Annotated in this window: 18 protein-coding genes; 1 reads left to right on the forward strand and 17 read right to left on the reverse strand. The window is 34.4% G+C overall.

Annotation, left to right across the window (positions count from 1 at the left end; all coding sequences use genetic code 11):
- The first annotated feature begins 86 nt into the window (after positions 1–86).
- A complete protein-coding gene (locus EGX70_RS04030; RefSeq protein ID WP_000750939.1) occupies positions 87–1,532 on the forward strand; it encodes an FAD/NAD(P)-binding protein in 1,446 nt (481 codons plus the stop codon).
- 56 nt (positions 1,533–1,588) lie between these two features.
- Here the strand turns inward: EGX70_RS04030 and EGX70_RS04035 are convergent, their stop codons facing one another.
- The 17 genes from EGX70_RS04035 to cylJ form a co-directional block, all read right to left on the reverse strand.
- Positions 1,589–2,260, reverse strand: coding sequence for an ATP-binding cassette domain-containing protein (locus tag EGX70_RS04035; protein WP_000462434.1), 672 nt, complete (start codon positions 2,258–2,260; stop codon positions 1,589–1,591).
- A 211-nt stretch (positions 2,261–2,471) separates the two neighbouring features.
- The gene (locus EGX70_RS11135) at positions 2,472–2,666 is read right to left on the reverse strand and encodes a hypothetical protein (RefSeq protein WP_000560510.1); all 195 of its coding nucleotides are present in this window, start codon (positions 2,664–2,666) and stop codon (positions 2,472–2,474) included.
- 8 nt (positions 2,667–2,674) lie between these two features.
- On the reverse strand, positions 2,675–2,803 hold the full coding sequence (locus tag EGX70_RS11140) for a hypothetical protein (protein ID WP_000962057.1): 129 nt from the start codon (positions 2,801–2,803) through the stop codon (positions 2,675–2,677).
- Between the two features lie 100 nt (positions 2,804–2,903).
- Positions 2,904–3,698 carry an ABC transporter permease gene (locus tag EGX70_RS11280; protein ID WP_001868413.1) on the reverse strand — a complete coding sequence of 265 codons (795 nt, stop codon included), beginning with the start codon at positions 3,696–3,698 and terminating at the stop codon, positions 2,904–2,906.
- Positions 3,699–3,707: 9 nt separating this feature from the next.
- Positions 3,708–4,937 (reverse strand): ABC transporter permease, encoded by a 1,230-nt coding sequence (locus EGX70_RS04050; protein ID WP_001055322.1) that lies wholly within the window; start codon positions 4,935–4,937, stop codon positions 3,708–3,710.
- A 123-nt stretch (positions 4,938–5,060) separates the two neighbouring features.
- Positions 5,061–6,122, reverse strand: coding sequence for an alpha/beta fold hydrolase (locus tag EGX70_RS04055; protein ID WP_001033959.1), 1,062 nt, complete (start codon positions 6,120–6,122; stop codon positions 5,061–5,063).
- 34 nt (positions 6,123–6,156) lie between these two features.
- Positions 6,157–7,176 (reverse strand): alpha/beta fold hydrolase, encoded by a 1,020-nt coding sequence (locus EGX70_RS04060; RefSeq protein WP_001033939.1) that lies wholly within the window; start codon positions 7,174–7,176, stop codon positions 6,157–6,159.
- A gap of 34 nt (positions 7,177–7,210) precedes the next feature.
- Complete coding sequence (locus EGX70_RS04065; protein WP_000790430.1) at positions 7,211–8,242, reverse strand: alpha/beta fold hydrolase; 1,032 nt, start codon at positions 8,240–8,242, stop codon at positions 7,211–7,213.
- Between the two features lie 31 nt (positions 8,243–8,273).
- Positions 8,274–8,456, reverse strand: coding sequence for a M13-type metalloendopeptidase (locus EGX70_RS11155; protein ID WP_071659942.1), 183 nt, complete (start codon positions 8,454–8,456; stop codon positions 8,274–8,276).
- Positions 8,381–9,199, reverse strand: a complete 819-nt coding sequence (locus tag EGX70_RS04075) for a M13 family metallopeptidase (RefSeq protein ID WP_001865683.1) — start codon at positions 9,197–9,199, stop codon at positions 8,381–8,383. Before EGX70_RS04075 ends, EGX70_RS11155 begins: the two co-directional genes overlap by 76 nt.
- 20 nt (positions 9,200–9,219) lie before the next feature.
- Positions 9,220–10,305: a peptidase M13 gene (locus tag EGX70_RS04080; RefSeq protein ID WP_001868414.1), complete on the reverse strand. Its 1,086-nt coding sequence runs from the start codon at positions 10,303–10,305 to the stop codon at positions 9,220–9,222.
- Between the two features lie 183 nt (positions 10,306–10,488).
- On the reverse strand, positions 10,489–13,806 hold the full coding sequence (locus tag EGX70_RS11040; RefSeq protein ID WP_172581983.1) for a hypothetical protein: 3,318 nt from the start codon (positions 13,804–13,806) through the stop codon (positions 10,489–10,491).
- A gap of 45 nt (positions 13,807–13,851) precedes the next feature.
- Positions 13,852–16,509, reverse strand: a complete 2,658-nt coding sequence (locus tag EGX70_RS11045; RefSeq protein ID WP_000165742.1) for a S8 family serine peptidase — start codon at positions 16,507–16,509, stop codon at positions 13,852–13,854.
- Positions 16,510–16,560: 51 nt separating this feature from the next.
- The gene (locus EGX70_RS11050) at positions 16,561–17,076 is read right to left on the reverse strand and encodes a putative cross-wall-targeting lipoprotein signal domain-containing proteiin (RefSeq protein ID WP_000145149.1); all 516 of its coding nucleotides are present in this window, start codon (positions 17,074–17,076) and stop codon (positions 16,561–16,563) included.
- A 33-nt stretch (positions 17,077–17,109) separates the two neighbouring features.
- Positions 17,110–17,451, reverse strand: a complete 342-nt coding sequence (locus EGX70_RS04090; RefSeq protein ID WP_001288731.1) for a hypothetical protein — start codon at positions 17,449–17,451, stop codon at positions 17,110–17,112.
- 342 nt (positions 17,452–17,793) lie between these two features.
- Entirely contained in the window at positions 17,794–18,369 is a 576-nt protein-coding gene (locus EGX70_RS04095; RefSeq protein ID WP_001068960.1) for a hypothetical protein, read from the reverse strand.
- A complete protein-coding gene (cylJ, locus tag EGX70_RS04100; protein ID WP_123947949.1) occupies positions 18,338–19,549 on the reverse strand; it encodes a glycosyltransferase CylJ in 1,212 nt (403 codons plus the stop codon). The genes EGX70_RS04095 and cylJ overlap by 32 nt, the downstream gene beginning before the upstream one ends.
- Positions 19,550–19,552: the final 3 nt, after the last annotated feature.

Here is a 19,552-nt window from a genome sequence, read left to right on the forward strand (position 1 = left end):
ATTAGAAATTCTGCAAATAATAGCTTTGTTCATCCCCTAACTTAAATCAAAATTTATGCTATGATAGTGGTAAGGAGGCTTGTTCTGTGAAAAAAACAATTGGTATTATAGGTATGGGAGTTAGTGGTTTAGCTGTTCTACTAGCACTTTCTCGTAAAAAAGAGAAAGAGTTAAAACAGTTAGCTATTTTTTGTTTTGATGATACTGTCCACTTTGGACGAGGAATTCCTTTTCAAGAAGACGTTGACTCAGCTTTAATCAATTCCCCAATCAACGATATTTCATTTGATTATCGCCATATGTCTGACTTCATGGATTGGTTAGAAGAAAATTACTATGACACAAATCTAACCTATGTATCAAGGACACTTTACGGACAATACCTTTCAGAAAGAACTAAATTACTTTTAGATAAACTCCCTGTCACGGTTATTAAAACAAGAGTGGATAAACTAAACTATTTATCAGATAAGCAACAATGGCAAGTCTATATTCAAGATAAGCTTTTTCCTGTCACATTTGATGAATTACATTTAGCTTGTGGTGCTCTGCCTGTTATAGACCCTTATCATTTGGAAGGGAAGACTGATTATATCAAAGACCCTTATCCTATCAAACACTTGGCTCAGGAAAATTGGAAGGGAAAAACAGTTGCTATCATCGGGACTGGTCTAGCTGCAATTGATGTTATAAAATGGTTGCTACTCAATACACAATCTTCTGTTAAAGCATTTTCAAGAACCAACTACTTCCCTAGCGTCCGTATTGTTAATGATTTACCACTTACTTGGCACTTTTTTACCAATGATAACCTTAAAGCATTTCTATCACATCCTTCAAAAACCTTCACTATTGCCGATTTTAATGATTTGATGTCTGGTGAATTGGAGCATCTTGGCTTTAAAAACTGGAAAAATACAACAGAAACCTTTTTATCCCCAGGAATTGATGGTCTCAAGCGAGCCTTTAAGTACCCTAAGCAACTCTATCTATTACAACAACTAGCTTCACGAATCACTGTCTGGTTAACTGACCTTTGGCCACTCATGTCATTATCAGATAAGAAAGAGTATAAAGCACTATATGGAAAAGCGATTATTAACTTGCGAAATCCTATGCCTGATGAATCTGCTAAAGTAATTTTGAAAGCTGCACAAAAAGGGACTTTTTCCCTGATCAATAACGTCAAGACAATTGCAAAAAATGACGAAGGATTTTCAATAGAAAAAGAAAAACAAAATCATATATCTGTCGATCGCGTCATTAATGCTACTGGTTACCAGTTAAATACTAAAAACTGGACAAAAGCCAATCCACTCCTAAAATCGCTCATCAATCAAGAATTTTGTCAAATTGACGATCAAGGAGGGATTACTATTTTAACTGAAAATGCACAAGTTTTGTCTCCAAAATATGGTCCAATGCCAGGTTTATATGCGCATGGTGCACTGGTTAATGGTGTCGTTTATCAGAATAACTCTACAATTAAAATTCAACAAATGGCAGAGCGAGCCTTTTCTGATAATAAATAACCATTTCTAAAAAATACCTCCTCTTTTATTATTTAAGAAAGGGAGGTATTTTTTTATTATAAATTCCTTTGTTGTAATATAGACTGTGCTATACTTTCTTTTGATAATTCTTTTAAGTTATCTCCTGTCAATTGTAAAGCAGTATCAGCCATATGAGCGATTTCTCTACTATGTGTCACCATAATAACACATCGTTTTTCCTTATGCGCAAAATCTTTAAGACGCATCGTAATATCACGTGCAATGTCAAAATCTAAATTCCCCGTAGGTTCATCAAGTAAAATAGCTGGTGTTCCTGCAACCAAAGCCCTCGCAATAGCTACACGTTGTTGTTGCCCTCCTGATAATCTCAAGATATTTCGCGTTAACATATCTTCTTTTAAACCTAAATCCAACAATAATTGTTTATCTGCAGTAGGTTTTACCAACTGAACATTTTCCAATGGGGTTAGATAGTCTAAAAGGTTATAATTTTGAAAGACCAAAGCTATATTCTTTTTGCGATGCTGAGCATAACCTGCTTCTTTAATATCTTTTTTGTTAAATAATACTTGTCCCTCAGTGGGCGAATCAAGACCTGCCATCAAGGATAGAAGGGTTGTTTTACCTGAATCAGAATTCCCTAATATAGTATAAAATACCCCTGACTGAAAACTATAATTGATATTTTCTAATGTTTTATTGTCGTTCCCCTTATAACGATAAGCAATATTTTTTAATTCGAACATAGATTTCCCTTTCTTGAGCTATGTATTCAATAGCAGAGCATATTCATTTTAACCGTTAATATAGATGTCACTATTGGTCGGTATACTTATGGCACTTTAGGACAGTTTTGATAAGATTTCCCTTGGTTTGTAGCGAGCAATAATTAAACTAGTAGTAATAATAGCAAATAAGACGATTGCTAAACCAACTAGAATTACTAACCAGACTTCCTCAGGCTTCACTTGTACATTTCGTTTGCATAAACATATCTGTATCACTATCAGACCCAAGCTGCATATTCCCAAACCCTTTCATAAAGTCTGCTCTGACAGTTCTAGAGGCCTGATACACTAAGGAGTCTGCTAATTTTTGACCAATAAATTGACTGATAAGTACTGATAAAGCAAAGGCTGGAATAGCAATCATTAGTACTTCTACTGCGTACTGACAATGATAATTGCTTTAGACTTACCAATAGCTAATAAAATACCTGTCTCATGGGTTCTACCACCAATCCAGAATAGCAGAGCCATCATCACTAGAATAATAGATACTACTAACATGCCGCCTTGTAGAGAAGTAATTAATTGATTCAAGACATCTATACTTTTTGCATAACTTGTTAGCAAGGTTGCTGTAATTGTCAGTTGGTATTTATTCCAATCAATAGGATTGTTTTTTGATAAAACTTTTAAGAGTTTCTATATCAGCATTCTTTTTAGGATATACAGTTGTTTGGCGATAAAAGGCCTTACCTTTAGAATAGCCGTATAAATCCTTAATCAATTGCGTATCTGAAAAGGCTGTATTTTCTAGCATCTCATAAGGGTAATTTGATTTTTGTACCGTTTTACCTTTATATATGCCAACAATAGTTGCTTCAACTAATGTTTTATCCTTACTGTTTCTAACGGGGTCTTTTGAAAACATTAACTTATCGCCAACTTTAAGATGATTTGTCTTCGCAAAAGCCTGATGAACAATTATAACTCGCTGATCTTTCGGCGTGATATGTCGCCCTCCCTTAAGAGAAATCATCCCCGCTGTGTATTTAGGATCTGTATCGGAGTAACTATTACCATGAACTTGTAAAACTTGTTCTTTATATTGTTCTTTATCATTTGGTCGTGTAACCATTTTTTCCGAGGTTAGTCCAGCATAAGCCATCAAATTATTATTAACGCGCTTAACATTTAGATTACTTGCTATGTTAACTATTGCTTTTTCAGGGATTTCTCCAGATCCGTAACCATCACCAACAAGGTCAGTACTATCCGATGAAATATGCAAAATTGATCCAGTTTGCCTTGAAAATGTCTTCTTAGCAGTAAGACCAGCATTTTTTACCGCAATACCGCTAATTAATGTAGAAGCAACTAGCCATAAACATACGAATAAAGTGATACTCTTACGCTTTTTACGGCTAACATATAAAAAGGAACGTTTAAATAAATTCATATTAACCTCCTATGACATTCGTGACAATATTTGCTTTGGTTGTAGTTTAAGAATAGAATAACTAGATAATACAACTGCAAATAAGCAAATTAAAGCACCCTGAGCATAGAGTCTAAAGACATCCATTACTCCAACAGAAACAGCGAGGTTATCAATTCTATCAATAATTAGACTACTATTTTGTACAATTTGTGAACTCACACCACCATTAACTTGTGATAAAAGGCCAGCTGCAAATGTTTTTCCAAGAAAGACACCACCAATAATAGATAGTGTGAAGGCAGCACCTGCTACTAACAGTACTTCTATCAGATAATGACCTATGATTTCAAACTTAGTTTTTCCGATAGCGAGTAAAATTCCCGTCTCTTTAATGCGGTTATTAATCCAAAATGTTAGCATGACAACTAATATTGCCATCGCCACGAGACTAACAATAAGAATGATTCGTCCCACTAGACGATGCAATGTCTCGATATTACGATAAGAATCTCCATAAAACTCTTTAGCTGTTTGAACATCTAATTTCCCGAAATCAAGCGGCCATTGTTTGATGTTTTGGATAACTGTATCCACTAAACGTTTATCACTTAAGCGCACTGCAACCGTCTGATAACCTTTTTGTTTACTAATCTTCCTAACCAATGTTGCCTGAGCAATCAATGTATTATCAATATTGGGATTAAAAGTATTTTTAGACTTAGCACTATTCGCATCATAAATTCCTGCAATAGTAACATTTTCTTTGCCTAATCTCAATTTGTTACCCACACTTAAATGATTCTTTTGTGCTAATTTCAATGAAACTAGTACTTGTTTTGTATTATCGGCCGCTAAATGGCTTCCTTTCTTTAAGACCAATGCTTTTGTCTGAAAAGCTCGTAAATCTTCTGTACTTTGATAACCTGCTAATGTAACTTGATTCTCTTCTTTAGAAGAGTTATATGGTGATACAGATTTTAAACGGCTACCAACATCAATGCTTAAACTTGCCTCTACTGACTCAACCATTTTTGCTTTTTTCAAAGCTTCGTATGCTTGTTCAGGCCAATAAGCCTTTTCTTTGGAGGTTAAATAAATGCTTTTCCCTTGTTTTGTTAGGATATTTTTTTCCAAAGAATGCTGAATACTCATCAGACTGATTAAACATGTGCCTATAGTTAGAAAAACTAAGAACAAGGTTACTGTTTTCATTTTTTGACGTTTCAAATAAGCTAAACTTAATGTCCATAGGTTCACTATTTTCCCTCCTTTTTCTATCTTAATAATCTCTAGAATAACGATAGAAGTCGTTAGATATTCTCTATCGACTTCTACGTTATCTATCAATTAGTGATTTTATAGCACTGTTTCTAAAAACAATTATTTCTCAAATGTTTTCATAAATTGGTTAGTATAATCAATTACTTCTTTAAGGTTAGTATCATAAATTTGGTGAGTTCCGTCTAGTGTATGAATAGAGACTTCTTTTGGATCTTCTGATAACTCCTTATGTTGCTCTTGCCAACTGCCTTTAATTGGTATATCTAAACTACGTAATTGAAGCCCTAAGTCACTTTCACGTGCTAATAAATACATAGCAGGAATTCCCTTTGGAATCTTATAGTTGGCACTTTCGTTAATCATATTAGAAGAATTCTTCGCTTCTTCTTTCATATTAGAATTATTAAGTATCTTATGTCCAATAGCAAAAAATTGTGCATTAATATCGTCGGATACTTTAGGAATTTTAGGTAATTCTTTTAACACTGGAGCAGCGAAATCAACTTGCTTACCACCTTCCATACCCGGCGTTGATGTATCTAAACCTATTAATCCTAGCACTTCCTTTGGATAAGTACTGATGTATTTAAGGGCATAAACACCACCAATTGAATGAGAGGCAATTACATATTTTCCGGTAATACCAACTTTTTGTAAAGCTTCGTGGATATCTGAGGTAATATTAGCTAGATTTCGTGGTTGGTCAATGACATCACTTAAACCTGAACCAAATGGCTCAACTACCACAACCTTATGAGTTTTACTTAAATTACTAATCAAATTATGGTACTGATGTTTGGCAGTCACCGTCCCTTGACCAGGAATAAAGACAATTGGTACTTTACCTTCTCCAACAGTATAGACATTCATCTTCTTGCCTTTGACTTCAACCTTTTGACCATATTCTTTGATAGGTGTTTTGATATATTTTTGATATTGTTTGTTACTAATAAAGCTCTCTGTGCCTTTATTATATTTTTCAAGTTCTTTCGTTAACTTCATTCGCTTGGCTGCTGTTGCCTTGTCTTCCTTCGAATTTGCAGTTACGTTTTCTTGCTTAGGATCCTCAGTTTTAGTTTTTTGATTATCTTTATTGGTAGAACATCCAACGCAAAGCATTAAAGTCAGGGCGATGGTTGATAATGTCGTTATTTTATTCATCTTTTCTCCTTAGTAAAATAATTGGGGGGAATAATTATTTTTTATGCGATTGAATCCACTCGTCAATAGCCTTCGCCATATGTTTATATTGCGTATGATAAATCAAGTGGCTAGCATCTAGTGTCTCAACAGAAACGTCTTTTGGATCTTCAGATAAGTCAATATGTTGTTGTTCCCAGCTTTTAAGCTTAGGGAATATTTTTTTACGCATTTTTATATCTTCTGCTGACTCATTAGCTAAGAAATACTTAGCTGGCATACCTTTAGGGAACTTAACTTTTTCCATTTTATGAAGATTGTCACTAACACGCCTATCTTCATCGCGCTCTGTTTTATTACCTGATTTTTTAGCACCGATTGATAAGTATTGTTCATTGGTTTTCTTATCAACTTCTGGAATGGATTCTGCCCATTTTAAGGTTGAAGCTGAAGATTCTCCAGTTGTGCCATCACCTTCCATATTTGGTGTGCTTGTATCCATGCCAATGAAACCTTTGACATCGTTAGAATATGTCTTAGCATAATTTAGACCGTATATGCCACCTAACGAGTGAGCCATAAGATAGAAATTTTTGACACCGACTTTTTCAAGAGCTGTATGAATCTCTTTGGTAATATTTTCAATCGTACGTGGCTTATCTGTCATATCACTAAGCCCATAACCGAGCGGTTCAACCGTATAAATTTTATATTTTTTCCCTAATCTATCAAGCAAGTTTTTGTAAGCATAACGTGGTGAAATTTCAGCTTGACCAGGGAAGACTACTAGCGGAATTTTCCCTTGACCCATTGTATATATGTTCATTTTTTTACCGTCACCGACATCAATTTTTTGTCCGTAATCTTCAATTGGTTTCGCTTTATATTTAGTTAGGTCAATAGCACCTTTAGCAATCATAGCTTTTTCTGCTTCTCTCTCTTGTTTTTGCTTAGCGATTGACTTTTCTTGCTTAGGCTGCTCAGTTTTAGTTTTTTGATTATCTTTATTGGCAGAACATCCAACGCAAAGCATCAAAGCGAGGGCAACGGTTGATAATTTCGTTATTTTATTCATTTTTTCTCCTTGACTTAGGTATTTCATTCAACGATTACTTTTGATGGGATTGGATAAATCCATCAATAGCTTTAGCCATATGTTCATATTGTGTTTGGAAAATATTGTGACTACCTTTAAGAATTTCAACGGAAGCATCTTTTGGATCTTCAGATAAATCAATATGCTGCTGATCCCAATTTTTCAAACCTTTAAAATCTGCTTGACGTAGCTTGATTCCCTCCACAGATTGATCAGCAAGAAAATACTTAGTTGGCATCCCTTTAGGGAATTTTACATTCTTCAATTTACCAAGATTATCACCTAAGCGCTCATCTTCATCTCGTTGAGACTTATTGCCGTTAATTTTTTTCGCAATTGACAGATACTGTTCGTTAGTCTTATCATCAACATCTGGTAATTTCATTGCCCATTTAGCACTTTCAGGGTCATACTTTGTTTTTTGTTCCCCTTCCATCCAAGGTGTACTGGTATCCATACCAATAAATCCTCTGACTTCTTCTGGATAATTTTTAGCATAATTTAAAGAATACATACCGCCAAGTGAGTGAGCTGCAAGGTAGAAATTTTTAACTCCAATTTTATTTAAGCCTGTGTGAATTTCTTTTGTAATGTTTTCTAGCGTACGTGGTTTAGTAGGAATATCACTGAGACCATAGCCTAATGGTTCTACTGTATAAATTTTATATTTTTTACTTAACCGCTCAATTAAATTCTTATAAGCATAGCGTGGCGAAATCTCAGCTTGACCAGGAATAAAAACAATTGGAATTTTTCCCTGACCAGTTTCATAAATGTTCATTTTCTTGCCATCACCAACATCGATTTTTTTACCATGATCTTTGACCGGTTTTGCCTTATATTTTGTCAAATCAACAGCGCCTTGGGGATGCATCTCTTGATCAGCAGCTTCTTTGTTTTTGGGTTCTTCTTTTTGCTTATCTGTGAGTTTAGTTTGTTTAGGATGATGAGACTGTGTTTTAGATGTAGACGTGTTTGATGCAGCACACGCCGTACAAAGTAGTAGGCTTAAAGCAACAGTTGATAGCTTTGTTATATTCTTCATGCATTCTCCTTATTGTCTGGAAAACATAGCTTTACCAAAGTGTCAAACGTTTTTCTGGTTTTAGATACATTGAATCGCCTTTTTTAACACCAAAGGCATCATAAAATTCTTGGAAATTACGTACTGGGATGTTAGCTCTCAATTCATATGGTGCATGAACATCTGACTGAATTGAGGACTTACTTTGTTCTTTGGTTGCTTTTTGACGCCAAATACTTGCCCATGATTCAAAAAATTCTTTATAGTTTGGATTTTTTCAGTCTTAAGAGCTTCTAGAGATGCCATAACACCACCATTATCTGCAATATTTTCTGCTAAAGTTAATTTACCATCAACTTTACCGCCATCTGCTTTAAGGCCATCCCATTGGTCAATCATAGCTTGTGTTTTTTTCTTATAATGTTTTAAATCTTCTTTAGTCCACCAATCGTGAAGATTCCCTTTCTCGTCATATTTCATACCATTAATATCAAATGAGTGTGAAATTTCATGACCAATAATTGCTCCGATAGCTCCATAATTTTGACTAACTGTTTTAGTTTTATCGTAGAGTGGTGATTGAAAAATCGCTGCTGGAAAGACTATGGAATTGGTATTAGGATCATTATAAGCATTTACAGCATTGGCACTCATTTGCCAATGTTCACGTTGATTAGACTGGTTAAATTCTTCAAATGTTTTCTTGTTCGATAATTTTCTGTAGTTATCATTGTTTTCAAAGAAGCTTGCTTTACTATCAAATTGGTACTGACGATAAAGATCAGGATAATCTTCTGGATAGCCAATCATTAATCTCATGTTATCAAGTTTCTTAATGGCCATTGCTTTTGTATTTTCTGATAACCAAGTGTTGTTTTTTAACCGTGTTTTATAGACATTAATGATTTTCTTAGCCATATGTTCGACGTCTTTTTTAGCTGCCTCACCAAAATATTTCTTACCATAATAATCACCCAAAATATGGCCAAAAGTATATTCTAATTGGGTGTAAGCATTTTTTCTTTCGATTCAATCTGAGTCAAACCAGACGCAACATTCTTAAAAGCACTCGCTGCTTGACGATTTTGTTCTCCTAGAAAATCTGATTGATCAACTAGCATAGAAATCATCATCCATGCTTTCATATTGGCTAATTGTTTACTATTTATAACATCATTAACCTGTTTAAAATAAGTTTTATCTTCTACATTGACTGCCTTATTCGTTGGCCCAACTAGTTTTTCAATCAATTCTTTAAAGTCAAATTCCTTGGCGTAATTGTGAACCGTTTCCATACTTTCAGGGTTATATCGCCCCGCAGCTGTCTCACTTTCAGCTGTGATTTTACTTTGATCAACTTGCGTTTTTTCTGATAAGAGTCTATCAAATGCTATAGCTTGTTTAACTAGTTTTCTATCTTCAATGTTACTTTTTCCAGCTTGTTTAAGCAAAGCCATTGCTGAAGTACGGTAAGCTGATAATTTAGCCTCACCTTCTTTATTGCCCTTCTTATATTGGTCAGGTGATTCAAGTAATGCGGGTGCTTGACGAAGCACCAATTGCTTTTGGCTATTATCTCGAGCATTGGTTTCCACAGTCAAACCAAATGGTAAAACAAAACCACTCATCACAAAATCATGGGCCAAACTTTGAAAGTCTTTCATTGAAGAGACTGCTTCAAGTTTTTGTAAAACTGGTTTTAGAGGTTTGAGACCATTTTTATCTCTTGTTTTAAAGTCCATACCTTGTTTATAGTATGCAACCATTTTTTTCTGTTCATCATTGGTTGTTTCAATCTTTCCTGAGGCCATTTTAGCCATATCAGACACTAACAGTTGCTTTAATTTATCCTCAATTTCTGAAAAACTATTAACACTAATCTGCCCTTGTTTGAGTTTTGTATTGGCTAGCCAATTATCATTGACAGCCCTGTAGAGATTTTCTCTCGGACTGACATTATTTGCTTTCTTCTCACTGGCAGATACTGCATGTAACATAGCAATATCTTTAACCACATATCCTGATATAAGACAAGCTGTTAAAGTAAGAACACTCATGGATTTTAAATAGGATTTTCTTTGCATAAATGACACCTCTCTTTCTTATTCACTTTTAGTATAGCAAGTAGGGTGTTAAATTCTTGTTAAGAATTCACTTTTTTACACTTATACAAAAAAGTAGTAGCTAATGAGCTACTACTTTTGATTTAAGAGATAAAACCTTTTATCCATCACAATTAATGTTGCTAAATAGATTTTATTTTATCATTAATATTTGCTTTTAAACTTTTTAGCTAAACTAAATAATACACTCAGCATAACGATAGCCATTCCAGTGATATAATAACCACGTTTGCTGTCACCAGTGGATGGCAATGTATTTTTAATTTGTTTTTCAACATGTGTCTGATGTGAAGTTATCTGTTTATTGTCTGTTCTAGCCATATGAACTGCGGAAACTGTCTTAGTCTTTGGTAAATCAGACGCTTTAACTGTAGTATCAGTTTGATGAACGTTATTAACCTTGTAGCCTTCTTCAACTATAGGTGCTTCTTGGGTTTTATGTCCCTCTTCAGCTTTACGTGCTTCTTCGACTTTATGTGCTTCTTCAGCTTTACGTACTTCTTCAGCTTTATGTGCTTCTTCAGCTTTACGTGCTTCTTCAGCTTTACGTGCTTCGTCAGCTTTATGTGCTTCTTCAGCTTTACGAATAGCTTCTAAGTCAACTACTTTAATCGGAACATCAACTTTATCAACACCACCATTTACATAATGAATCGATACTTTAGCGTTTGTTAACATTCCTGATTCATTTGTGTTTGGAGCTTCGTCGATTGTTAATGTATAAGCTCCTGCCATTTCTGGAACAACTAAGTGCTTCATCAACATATCCACAGTTACTTTAGCTCCTTTGTCAGCTGTCATTTGGCTTGCTTTAACATCAAAACGGTTTCTATAGATATGAAGGGTCTCATTACGACGATAATTTGATAAGTCAACAGCAGATAACTTAATAATATTATCTCCAAATTCTAGTGGTACTGTCATATCTTTAGTGATTTCTACACCATTTCTAAAACTATAAAGACCGGTTTTATCAACAGATTCAAGTAATGAATCATCTTGATATAATTTTAGTTTTAGAGAGTCATCTTTGGCAACGATGTGGATAAGAGCAGTATCAGAAGTCAAATCACGTTTAGCAACTGCTGTGTTAAGCTCTGGAACTGATTGGTCAAAGAACATGCGACGAACAATACTTGCTTTCTCTCCTGCTTCTGTTACCACTTCAACCCTAATCCAAGTGTTAAAACGACTAAGTGGTAATTTAGCCCGGAACTCATATTGTTTACCGGCATAAAGTACTCTACGTCCACTCATTAATGGTTTTGTTCGATTAGTCAAGTCTTTACCTTGAATAATAACAGGGGTTCCTAGCATGTCTCCATTTTCATTCACCATTTTGACTTCAACATGCTTGCTTTTATCACCATCCTTGATGTGACCGATAATACCAGATGCTGTGATTTCCTTACCATTTAGAGTTGCCTCACTAGCAGTTTCCAATAAGGCAGGAGTTAAGAGAAATACTGATGGGTATTTATGTTCACTAACAGGATCATCTTGTGGTCCAGCAACTGCAAACTGTCTCATCATCATATTTTCAGTAAGAGCACTCGCTCCTTTAACAGCATTAAAATTAAGTTTAGTATCTGCAGTGAGATTAATTCGAAGGACTAGACTGTCACTTGTTTCGTAATACGCTGAATCTTTTTGCATAGTAAGTAGCATATCCCTCATATGCTTATTTTTAGATAATCTAGGACTTAAAGGAAGTTGTTGAACTTTCTTACTTACACTACCCGTCTCCATAATCAAACTTTTAACATTTAATGAATTTTCTGTTTTATGTAATACAAATGTTGTCCATCCTTTAGTTAAAGGTAACTCACTACCTTTACCAACTTCTTTTCCATTCACAGTAACCTTACTATAATGTGACCAGTCAATATTAGCAAAGGTTACTTTTGCTGTATTTTCATTGGCTTGAGTTGAATGACTGAGCTGTTCACCTTTTTTAGTCATATCTTCTTTCTGATGACTATATGGATCTTCTTGCCCTTTATAAACAACTTTAAGACTTGCACCACTGGTTAATTTAAATTTAAGGTTAATTGCATCTTTATAAATATAGTATCCATCTATCTGACTTTCAGTTAAACCAAAACTAGAGTCAAATTTTTTCAATTCATTTGGAACACCATTTTGGATAAGGTATATTTTTTTAATAATTGAAGCTGGGTCTTGAGATTGTTTGAAAAACATATCTAATTCAACTGTTCCAGTTTTTGCAATAAGTTGTCCCTTAAATTCAGAATCCTTTCGTCCAAGTCGAATAGTTTTAAACTTACTCATGTCCATATCGTTTATATCCAAAGAAACATCTTTTTGTTCAACCAATTCTGGCATCTTTCCATCTTTGAAAGTGGTCATGATTTCTGAACTTGAGTTAATGTTATTAATAGTAAACTCTAGACGACGATTTGTCGGGTTGTATTTTAATTGGTAAGTTTTGCTGAGATTAATGTCTTGTTCATCATTTTTCAAGATATTATCAACAGTTTTAACCTCATTCAAACGACGAACAGATAAACTATCAATATGTCTGACATCATTTGGTAATTCAATACCAATCTTAACAGATTTATCTTTAAGCGCTATACGAGAAGTTTCTTGCAATTTATCGTTAACATAAATCTTACCACCCTTGTCTTTAATAGCAGCAAAGCTTGAAAATACAATGGCATGGTAATCTACTGTTTCACCAGTAGCTAATTGCTCAAAAGTAGTATTGCTCAAATAGTCAACCGCTGTGATATTGACATATTTTGTATCTGCAAAATAATCTGTTGTGATAGTAATTTCTTTATTGCGATTATTATTACGATAAATTTTAAGACTAGTGTCATCAAATTGATTAGCTGACAAAGCATTTCTAGGAATGACTAATTTGCCATCAGATTCGACTTGTAATATTTTGCCATTTACTTTGCTAGCTAAAATAGGGTCATCAACAAAGCTAAGTTGAAGAGACTTAGCATATTTAATTGCTCCTGATTTATCTTCAATAGCGTCTTTTTTACTATCCTTTGGTGCTTCATCCGGCGGCGTGTTTAAATCTGGGAAACCTGGAGGAGTTGATAAACTATCTTTGGGTTTGCTTGGCTTAGTTCCCGGTGGGGTTGAATAATCAAAACTTCTCATTGAAGTTGGTGCTGGTAAATCAATTCCTGGTGGACGGTCTAATTTTGGGTTTTCAACTTTTTTATCTTCTTTTTTAAATCCTGGAGGTGTGATAAGGTCTAAATTATTATTGCCACCACCAACATACTTAACAGATTGAAGATAAACGTCTTTCAAACCAATGCCAGTATCCTGAACTTTGAAAGTAATTTTTTTCCAGCGATCTTCTAACTTCTCTACAGTAGTCTTATCTTTGGGACTTAAGTAAGGTTTATTGTTGTCCATTTTGATATAGTATTGATAAATTTGGACACCATCGCCACCGACACCTTTATTATTCAACTGTACTTTAATTTGATAAATGTATTGTTTATCCCCTTTTGCAATTTAATCTTTAATCTTACCATCCCAAATAGAATCTGGCATCATGGCAAAACTATTACGATAATCTAGGCGATAAAGTTTTCTAACGTCGTGTGATCTACCAAGTACACGAACTTCTTTATTGGTATCTGGATCTATAATAGAATATTGAACATACTCCATATTACGCAAAGCTGCAATACGAACTCCTGCTTTGTCATAGAAAGGACTATTAGGAGAGAAAAATACTGTATTGTTATAGATTGGAAGACTCAACATGCCGTTAGTTGTAAAGGTTGATGAGGTCTTGTTGGTTTCTTTATTAACATAGAATTGAACGCGACGTTTTTTGTCACCGTTACCAATTTCAGAAATGCCTTCAAAAGCATCAATAGCTTTTTGCTCTGTCCATGAACCGTAAAAACCTAAAAATGGTAAGTGTAAATCGGCTACACCTTCAGTATCTTTTAAGTTAAGATAACCTTCCAAGAAATTATTGCGAGTTAAAGCCTCTGCATCAGAATAATCCACATCAAGGTCAACAGCTAATGTCTTACCTGCTTCTACAGTAACTTTCCTTGTAACTGCATCAGCTTTTTTTGATACTAGGTGTTCTGAATTTTGCGTACGAAATCCTTTTTCATCAACTGGGTCCGCAATCGCTTCTGATGAGATGATATACGTTTTATTAGTTTTTCCAAAGTTACGAAGTAGAATGCGTGCTTTAAATTTTTTCTCTTTTAATTCACGTAACTCCAACTTACCATCTGCATTATTATCGTTAGTCCCTGTTACAGTTGCAACGACTGTCGTAACAAGAGCTTTGGCAAGATTCATTGCTCCGCTACCTTGTTGGCGCACAAAGTAAGGTGTTTTGCCATCTTTTGATTGTTTATTGATAATTGGCTGTGCAGTGTTCATCAAGAGTAATTTAATAAAATCAGCAGCATTATCAACAGGAATTTTTTTATCTGTAATGTATTGTTTTAAAACTGCAGCTGCCCCAGCTACCTGAGGTGCAGCCATTGATGTTCCTGATTTATCAGCATATTGATTATCCTCCACAGTTGAGAAAATATGACCACCTGGAGCTGTAATCTCAGGTTTTAGACGTAAGTCTGGTGTAGGTCCCCAAGAAGAATAAGAAGATAATTGTCCTGCTAAACTATTATCAATAGCTTGACGCTCTGTTAAAATAGTAATAATTTTATTGCTATTATTTTTGATATTGTTATACGTGCTTCTGGTAATGCGAGCAATATTAAATTTAGCTGCTTCTGATTCAACTAATAATTGACTGCCTAAATCATCTTTAACCTTCGCATTATTGTAAAGCAAGATAGCAGCTGGATTTAACTTAGTAATCGCCTGTACTTTTTCTAAAAATCCATTAGATTTATTATCTTCTGGAATTTCAAGCATGGCGATTTTACCACTTAAATCAAAATGTTTTGACAATTCCGAAGGAGCTCCTGCTCCCAAATCTACAGCCAATCCAATAATAGTTTTTGAAGCGTTTGGGGCAACATGAAGATTAATGACTTCTGTAACTTCTGTTCCAGATTTTTTATCTTTAAATTTCAAAACATGAGCATGCTTTTTAAGGTTCTCCATAGAGGCAACAGCCAAGGTATTATCATCGAGGGCTGGGTTGGCAATCAAGGCTGTATCATAATTTTCTGCTAGCGGCTTAACACCATAAGTATTACCGTCAGTGATATTTCCTTCATTACCTGCTGCTACTGCAATGACGATTCCTGCCTTACACGCTCTTGCAATAACTTCAAGTTCAGGATAGTCTTTCCCCTCATGTACAAATCCAGCAGGTGTTCCAAGACTCATATTAACAACATCAGCTTTTAGTAAAATAGCATCGTCTAGAGCTTTTAGCCACACATCTGTGAAGGTTGTGGGATTTTGTTGGTCATCTGAAAATACCTTCATCGCTAAAATTTGAGCATTTGGTGCAACACCATACAATTTTTGATTATCATCATTAGCTCCTACGATACCTGTTACATGCATACCATGCATTACACCGTAGCTATCCTTGAGGTTATCATTATAGTCATAATAGTTATAACCATAAGGTACTTTTTCGGAATAGAATTTTCCTTTGAGATTCTTTTCATGAATCAGTTTTTCAATACTAGTTTTATTATACTTAGCACGATTTGGTTCTTTGATTTTTAGTGCTTGGTGTTTGAAATCAACCCCTGAATCAATAACTGCAACAACAGTTCCCTCACCTTTATACTGGGAGTTGTTCCAAACTTCTGGCAAACCAATAAGTTGCCCTGAGGAAGATAGTAAAGGTTTTGTCTGAACATATTCTTGTGAGACATAGACCCTTCTAACATCAGCAATCGTTTTTAATTTTTCAATTTCTTGAGCTTGAATATCAAGTGCGACACCATTAATAATAGCATCGTAACGCTTCACTTTGCTTGAATCAAAGTGAACACTTTTTTCAATATTCTTAAGAACTTTATCTTGCTCTTGCTTGATGCTTTGTAATTTTTTCTCAACATCAGCTTGATTTAACTGTGCAACTGTTTTTTTCTGTTCTGTCGCATAATCTAAGATAGATTCCTTATTAAATTCAACAATTACTCTTACTTTTTGAGGCTTTGGCACAGCCGGAGTAGCTTTCTCAGCAACCGCCCCCTGTGGTTTAGTCACAGTAACTGCCTTAGTTGCTTCTGTACTCTTATTGCCTTTCTCTGAGTTTTCTTACTCGTATTTAGGCAACTGCTTTGGCTGATTAACAACTTCTGGTGTAACAGTTACTTTTGGAGCTACCTTCTTAGTATCTTGAGCTAAGTTAGGAATCTCAACTGTTTTTTCATTAATTGTTGGGGGTGTGGTTGTAATAGGTTGGCTAACGTCTGAGTTAACACTAGCTTTTACTGTTTCTGGCCTTTCTACTACCTTATCTCTAGGCATTACTCGGCTCTCAGATTGAACAGTTTCACTTTTGACAACCTTATTCTCCTTAGCTTCAACAGGAGTTGTAGTTGCTTGTGTACTGTGAGTCTTAGAGGTATTTAGAGCTGTTGTGTCTGCTTGAACTGGCTGAGGTACTTTCGTTACAGTGGTAGGTGAGGTTGTTGCTTCATCAGCGTGAATCTCTGTACTTGCTGTAGCTAGACTAACAACTGCTACTGTACCCAATAAAGCACCGCATAGGCTGCGGCACACTTTACTTTTCCTAAATCCAAATTTGTCCGTCTTTTTATAAAATGTCATGGCTTCCTCGTTTCTAAATTTTTGTCTACATCTTTAATCATCATTAAGAAATAATCCATGCTGAATACTCGGCAACGGATCAACCATATCATCACCATTGTCATAAACAATATGATTATCTAGCCCTAAATTGGTTATATTATCAACGGTACTATTTTTCAAAACAACAGTTACATACCGACATATGTCTGAAAATTCTAAATAATGAAGACGTGAATCCATAAAAAAGACTTTGATAGGCTCTTTTTGAGGAGGAATTTCGACAACAACTTTTCCATCATAGTGATGAATATATTTCGTATTCTCTATAATTCTTAAAATAGTATTAGATGAATCATTATGACCAATAGGTTTGGCTGAAAGGAATTCACTCATAAAAGAACCTCACATTACTTAACCGGTTTGTTAACCAGCTAACGAAATTTTAGCACTCCTCTAAGTACTTGTCAATGGCAAATGTTAAGTTAAAATCGTTTTCAGCAATAAGTTCTTTTATCTTTTTTTACATTAGAAAATATTTCAGTTTTTATTATTTCTAATTATTATCACAAAAAAACACCTCTATTTTCTGATTTTCTCATAAAATGTGGAAATGATCAGTTTATCATATCAACTCTAACCATAATTGTTAAAGACTACCCAAGGTATTATAAAAAGCCCTTGAAATACTTCAAAGTGCTTTTTATAGATGCATATGTAGGAACAACATGTTGCGAGTTAGTTATCTGGTAATAATTCTTTTAAGTAAACCGCTTCTACTTTAAAAGTATTATCAAAAGCATAACCATAAATATAGCCATCTATCATTGTTTGATAGGTAATATCTATAGATTTCCCACATTTATAGGAAATTTCTTTTTGTAACCATGCCTTATAAAATAATAATTTAGAATCCATATCACTACTAACTGATTCTCCTAGGTAGTTTTGGTAGGTTTGTTCTGATCTATCTTTGTATTTCTCAATATCAACCCCAGTTGAACCACTGGGAGCATAGGTTAGAATATGATAGTCACCAGAATTAGAGTAACTAATTTTCCCCTTTGGCAAACCAATTAAATAACTACTAACACTAGAAAAAGATTCCTGACAAATCTTATTGGTAAAACCTAACTTTTTTAAGCATTGGTACACAAAATAACTCCCTGTTAACAGTTTATCTTTGCTTACCTGTCTATTTGCTTGTTGATATCTCATCAACCGATCGCCAGATAAATTATTCTCCAATGTAGACTGCCTATTTTTATAAATCATAATATAGTTAACTTTGTCTTTTTCTGATAAAGGATTCAATTTCTGCCTCCGCTTTTTGTAAAGATGCCTCTGCTTCTTCTTTAATTCCTTGGCTTAGTCTTATCATATAACTTTTATAGATATCATAGTCTCTTTCAAGACAGCTAATTGCTTTACGTATCTCTCTTACATCAGGTTTCTTTACCAAATAAGCGCACTTTTCTTTACTGAACTTCTTAATATTCCAAAATTGTTCGTTAAAGAAAGGGATACCTATAAAGGGAATACCTTGTGCAGCCATCGCATAAACTGTTCCTTGCCCACCGTGTATAATAGCGAAATAAATCTCTTTATCTATGGTTTTAAAATCAATAAAATCAACTATCTCAATATAACTTCCTGGAATGTTTATAGCCTCACCACAGCTTGTCAGTAAATAATGATAATGCCTTGGTAATGTCTTTAAAAAAGATTCCACCCAATCTCGTTTAAATGAAGTACCAAAGCTGAGCAGTACAGTCTTATTGTCTTGATTAATTTGGCTGCATTTTGGAAAACCTACATTATCTATCAAAATAGGTCCTATCGTTTTATAGGACGAATCTTTATCAAATTCATAAAACAAAGAGTAATCTGTTACCAAGTTTAGATCACCAGTAAATAATTCTAAAGCATTATTAAAAGGTTTGCCACCATATTTTTTAATATAGTTATTCCACGTTTTAACATTTGTTGAATAAGTAGTGATTACTCTTTTGATAAAATCCTTTGTTTGAGGCTTACTAGCTTTACTTATCTTCCCATTAGGCAATATTCCTTCTGAGTTTTCAACAATTTCACTGATATGCGTTGCCCCTGAAATAATCCAAATTAATGGTATGCTTTCTAAACGACAACTTGTAACAATAGATAGACGGTAACCTGTCAATACAGCATCAAATTTTTCTTGGCGTAACAAGTCTCTTTCAATAGAACAGATGCGTTCAATTTCTTCTTCTGATAAAAAATTAAAGTCTGTTGAAAGAGAAAAGAAAGCATCATATCGCTTACTATTATAAACAGATTTATCTTCTACACAGTGGTGATAGCGATAAGCATCATTATTAAATAAAAATGGATAATAATTGTCTCCAAGGATATGAATATCATGTCCTTGTTCATATAAACAATTAGCCAGTTTTGATAATCTTTGGCTCTCTCCTAAATTCATCATGAAAGGAGCAAATAAAAATTTACTCATTTT

Source organism: Streptococcus sp. FDAARGOS_522 (genome assembly GCF_003812445.1).
Lineage (GTDB): Bacteria > Bacillota > Bacilli > Lactobacillales > Streptococcaceae > Streptococcus > Streptococcus agalactiae.

Coding starts and splice junctions, on each gene's coding strand:
- EGX70_RS04090 (WP_001288731.1), bottom strand. CDS start 17,451: ATGAGTGAATTCCTTTCAGCCAAACCTATTGGTCATAATGATTCATCT.
- EGX70_RS11280 (WP_001868413.1), bottom strand. CDS start 3,698: ATGAATTTATTTAAACGTTCCTTTTTATATGTTAGCCGTAAAAAGCGT.
- EGX70_RS04055 (WP_001033959.1), bottom strand. CDS start 6,122: ATGAATAAAATAACGACATTATCAACCATCGCCCTGACTTTAATGCTT.
- EGX70_RS11140 (WP_000962057.1), bottom strand. CDS start 2,803: ATGTTAGTAGTATCTATTATTCTAGTGATGATGGCTCTGCTATTCTGG.
- EGX70_RS04035 (WP_000462434.1), bottom strand. CDS start 2,260: ATGTTCGAATTAAAAAATATTGCTTATCGTTATAAGGGGAACGACAAT.
- EGX70_RS11050 (WP_000145149.1), bottom strand. CDS start 17,076: ATGACATTTTATAAAAAGACGGACAAATTTGGATTTAGGAAAAGTAAA.
- EGX70_RS04060 (WP_001033939.1), bottom strand. CDS start 7,176: ATGAATAAAATAACGAAATTATCAACCGTTGCCCTCGCTTTGATGCTT.
- cylJ (WP_123947949.1), bottom strand. CDS start 19,549: ATGAGTAAATTTTTATTTGCTCCTTTCATGATGAATTTAGGAGAGAGC.
- EGX70_RS04080 (WP_001868414.1), bottom strand. CDS start 10,305: ATGCAAAGAAAATCCTATTTAAAATCCATGAGTGTTCTTACTTTAACA.
- EGX70_RS11135 (WP_000560510.1), bottom strand. CDS start 2,666: ATGATTGCTATTCCAGCCTTTGCTTTATCAGTACTTATCAGTCAATTT.
- EGX70_RS04065 (WP_000790430.1), bottom strand. CDS start 8,242: ATGAAGAATATAACAAAGCTATCAACTGTTGCTTTAAGCCTACTACTT.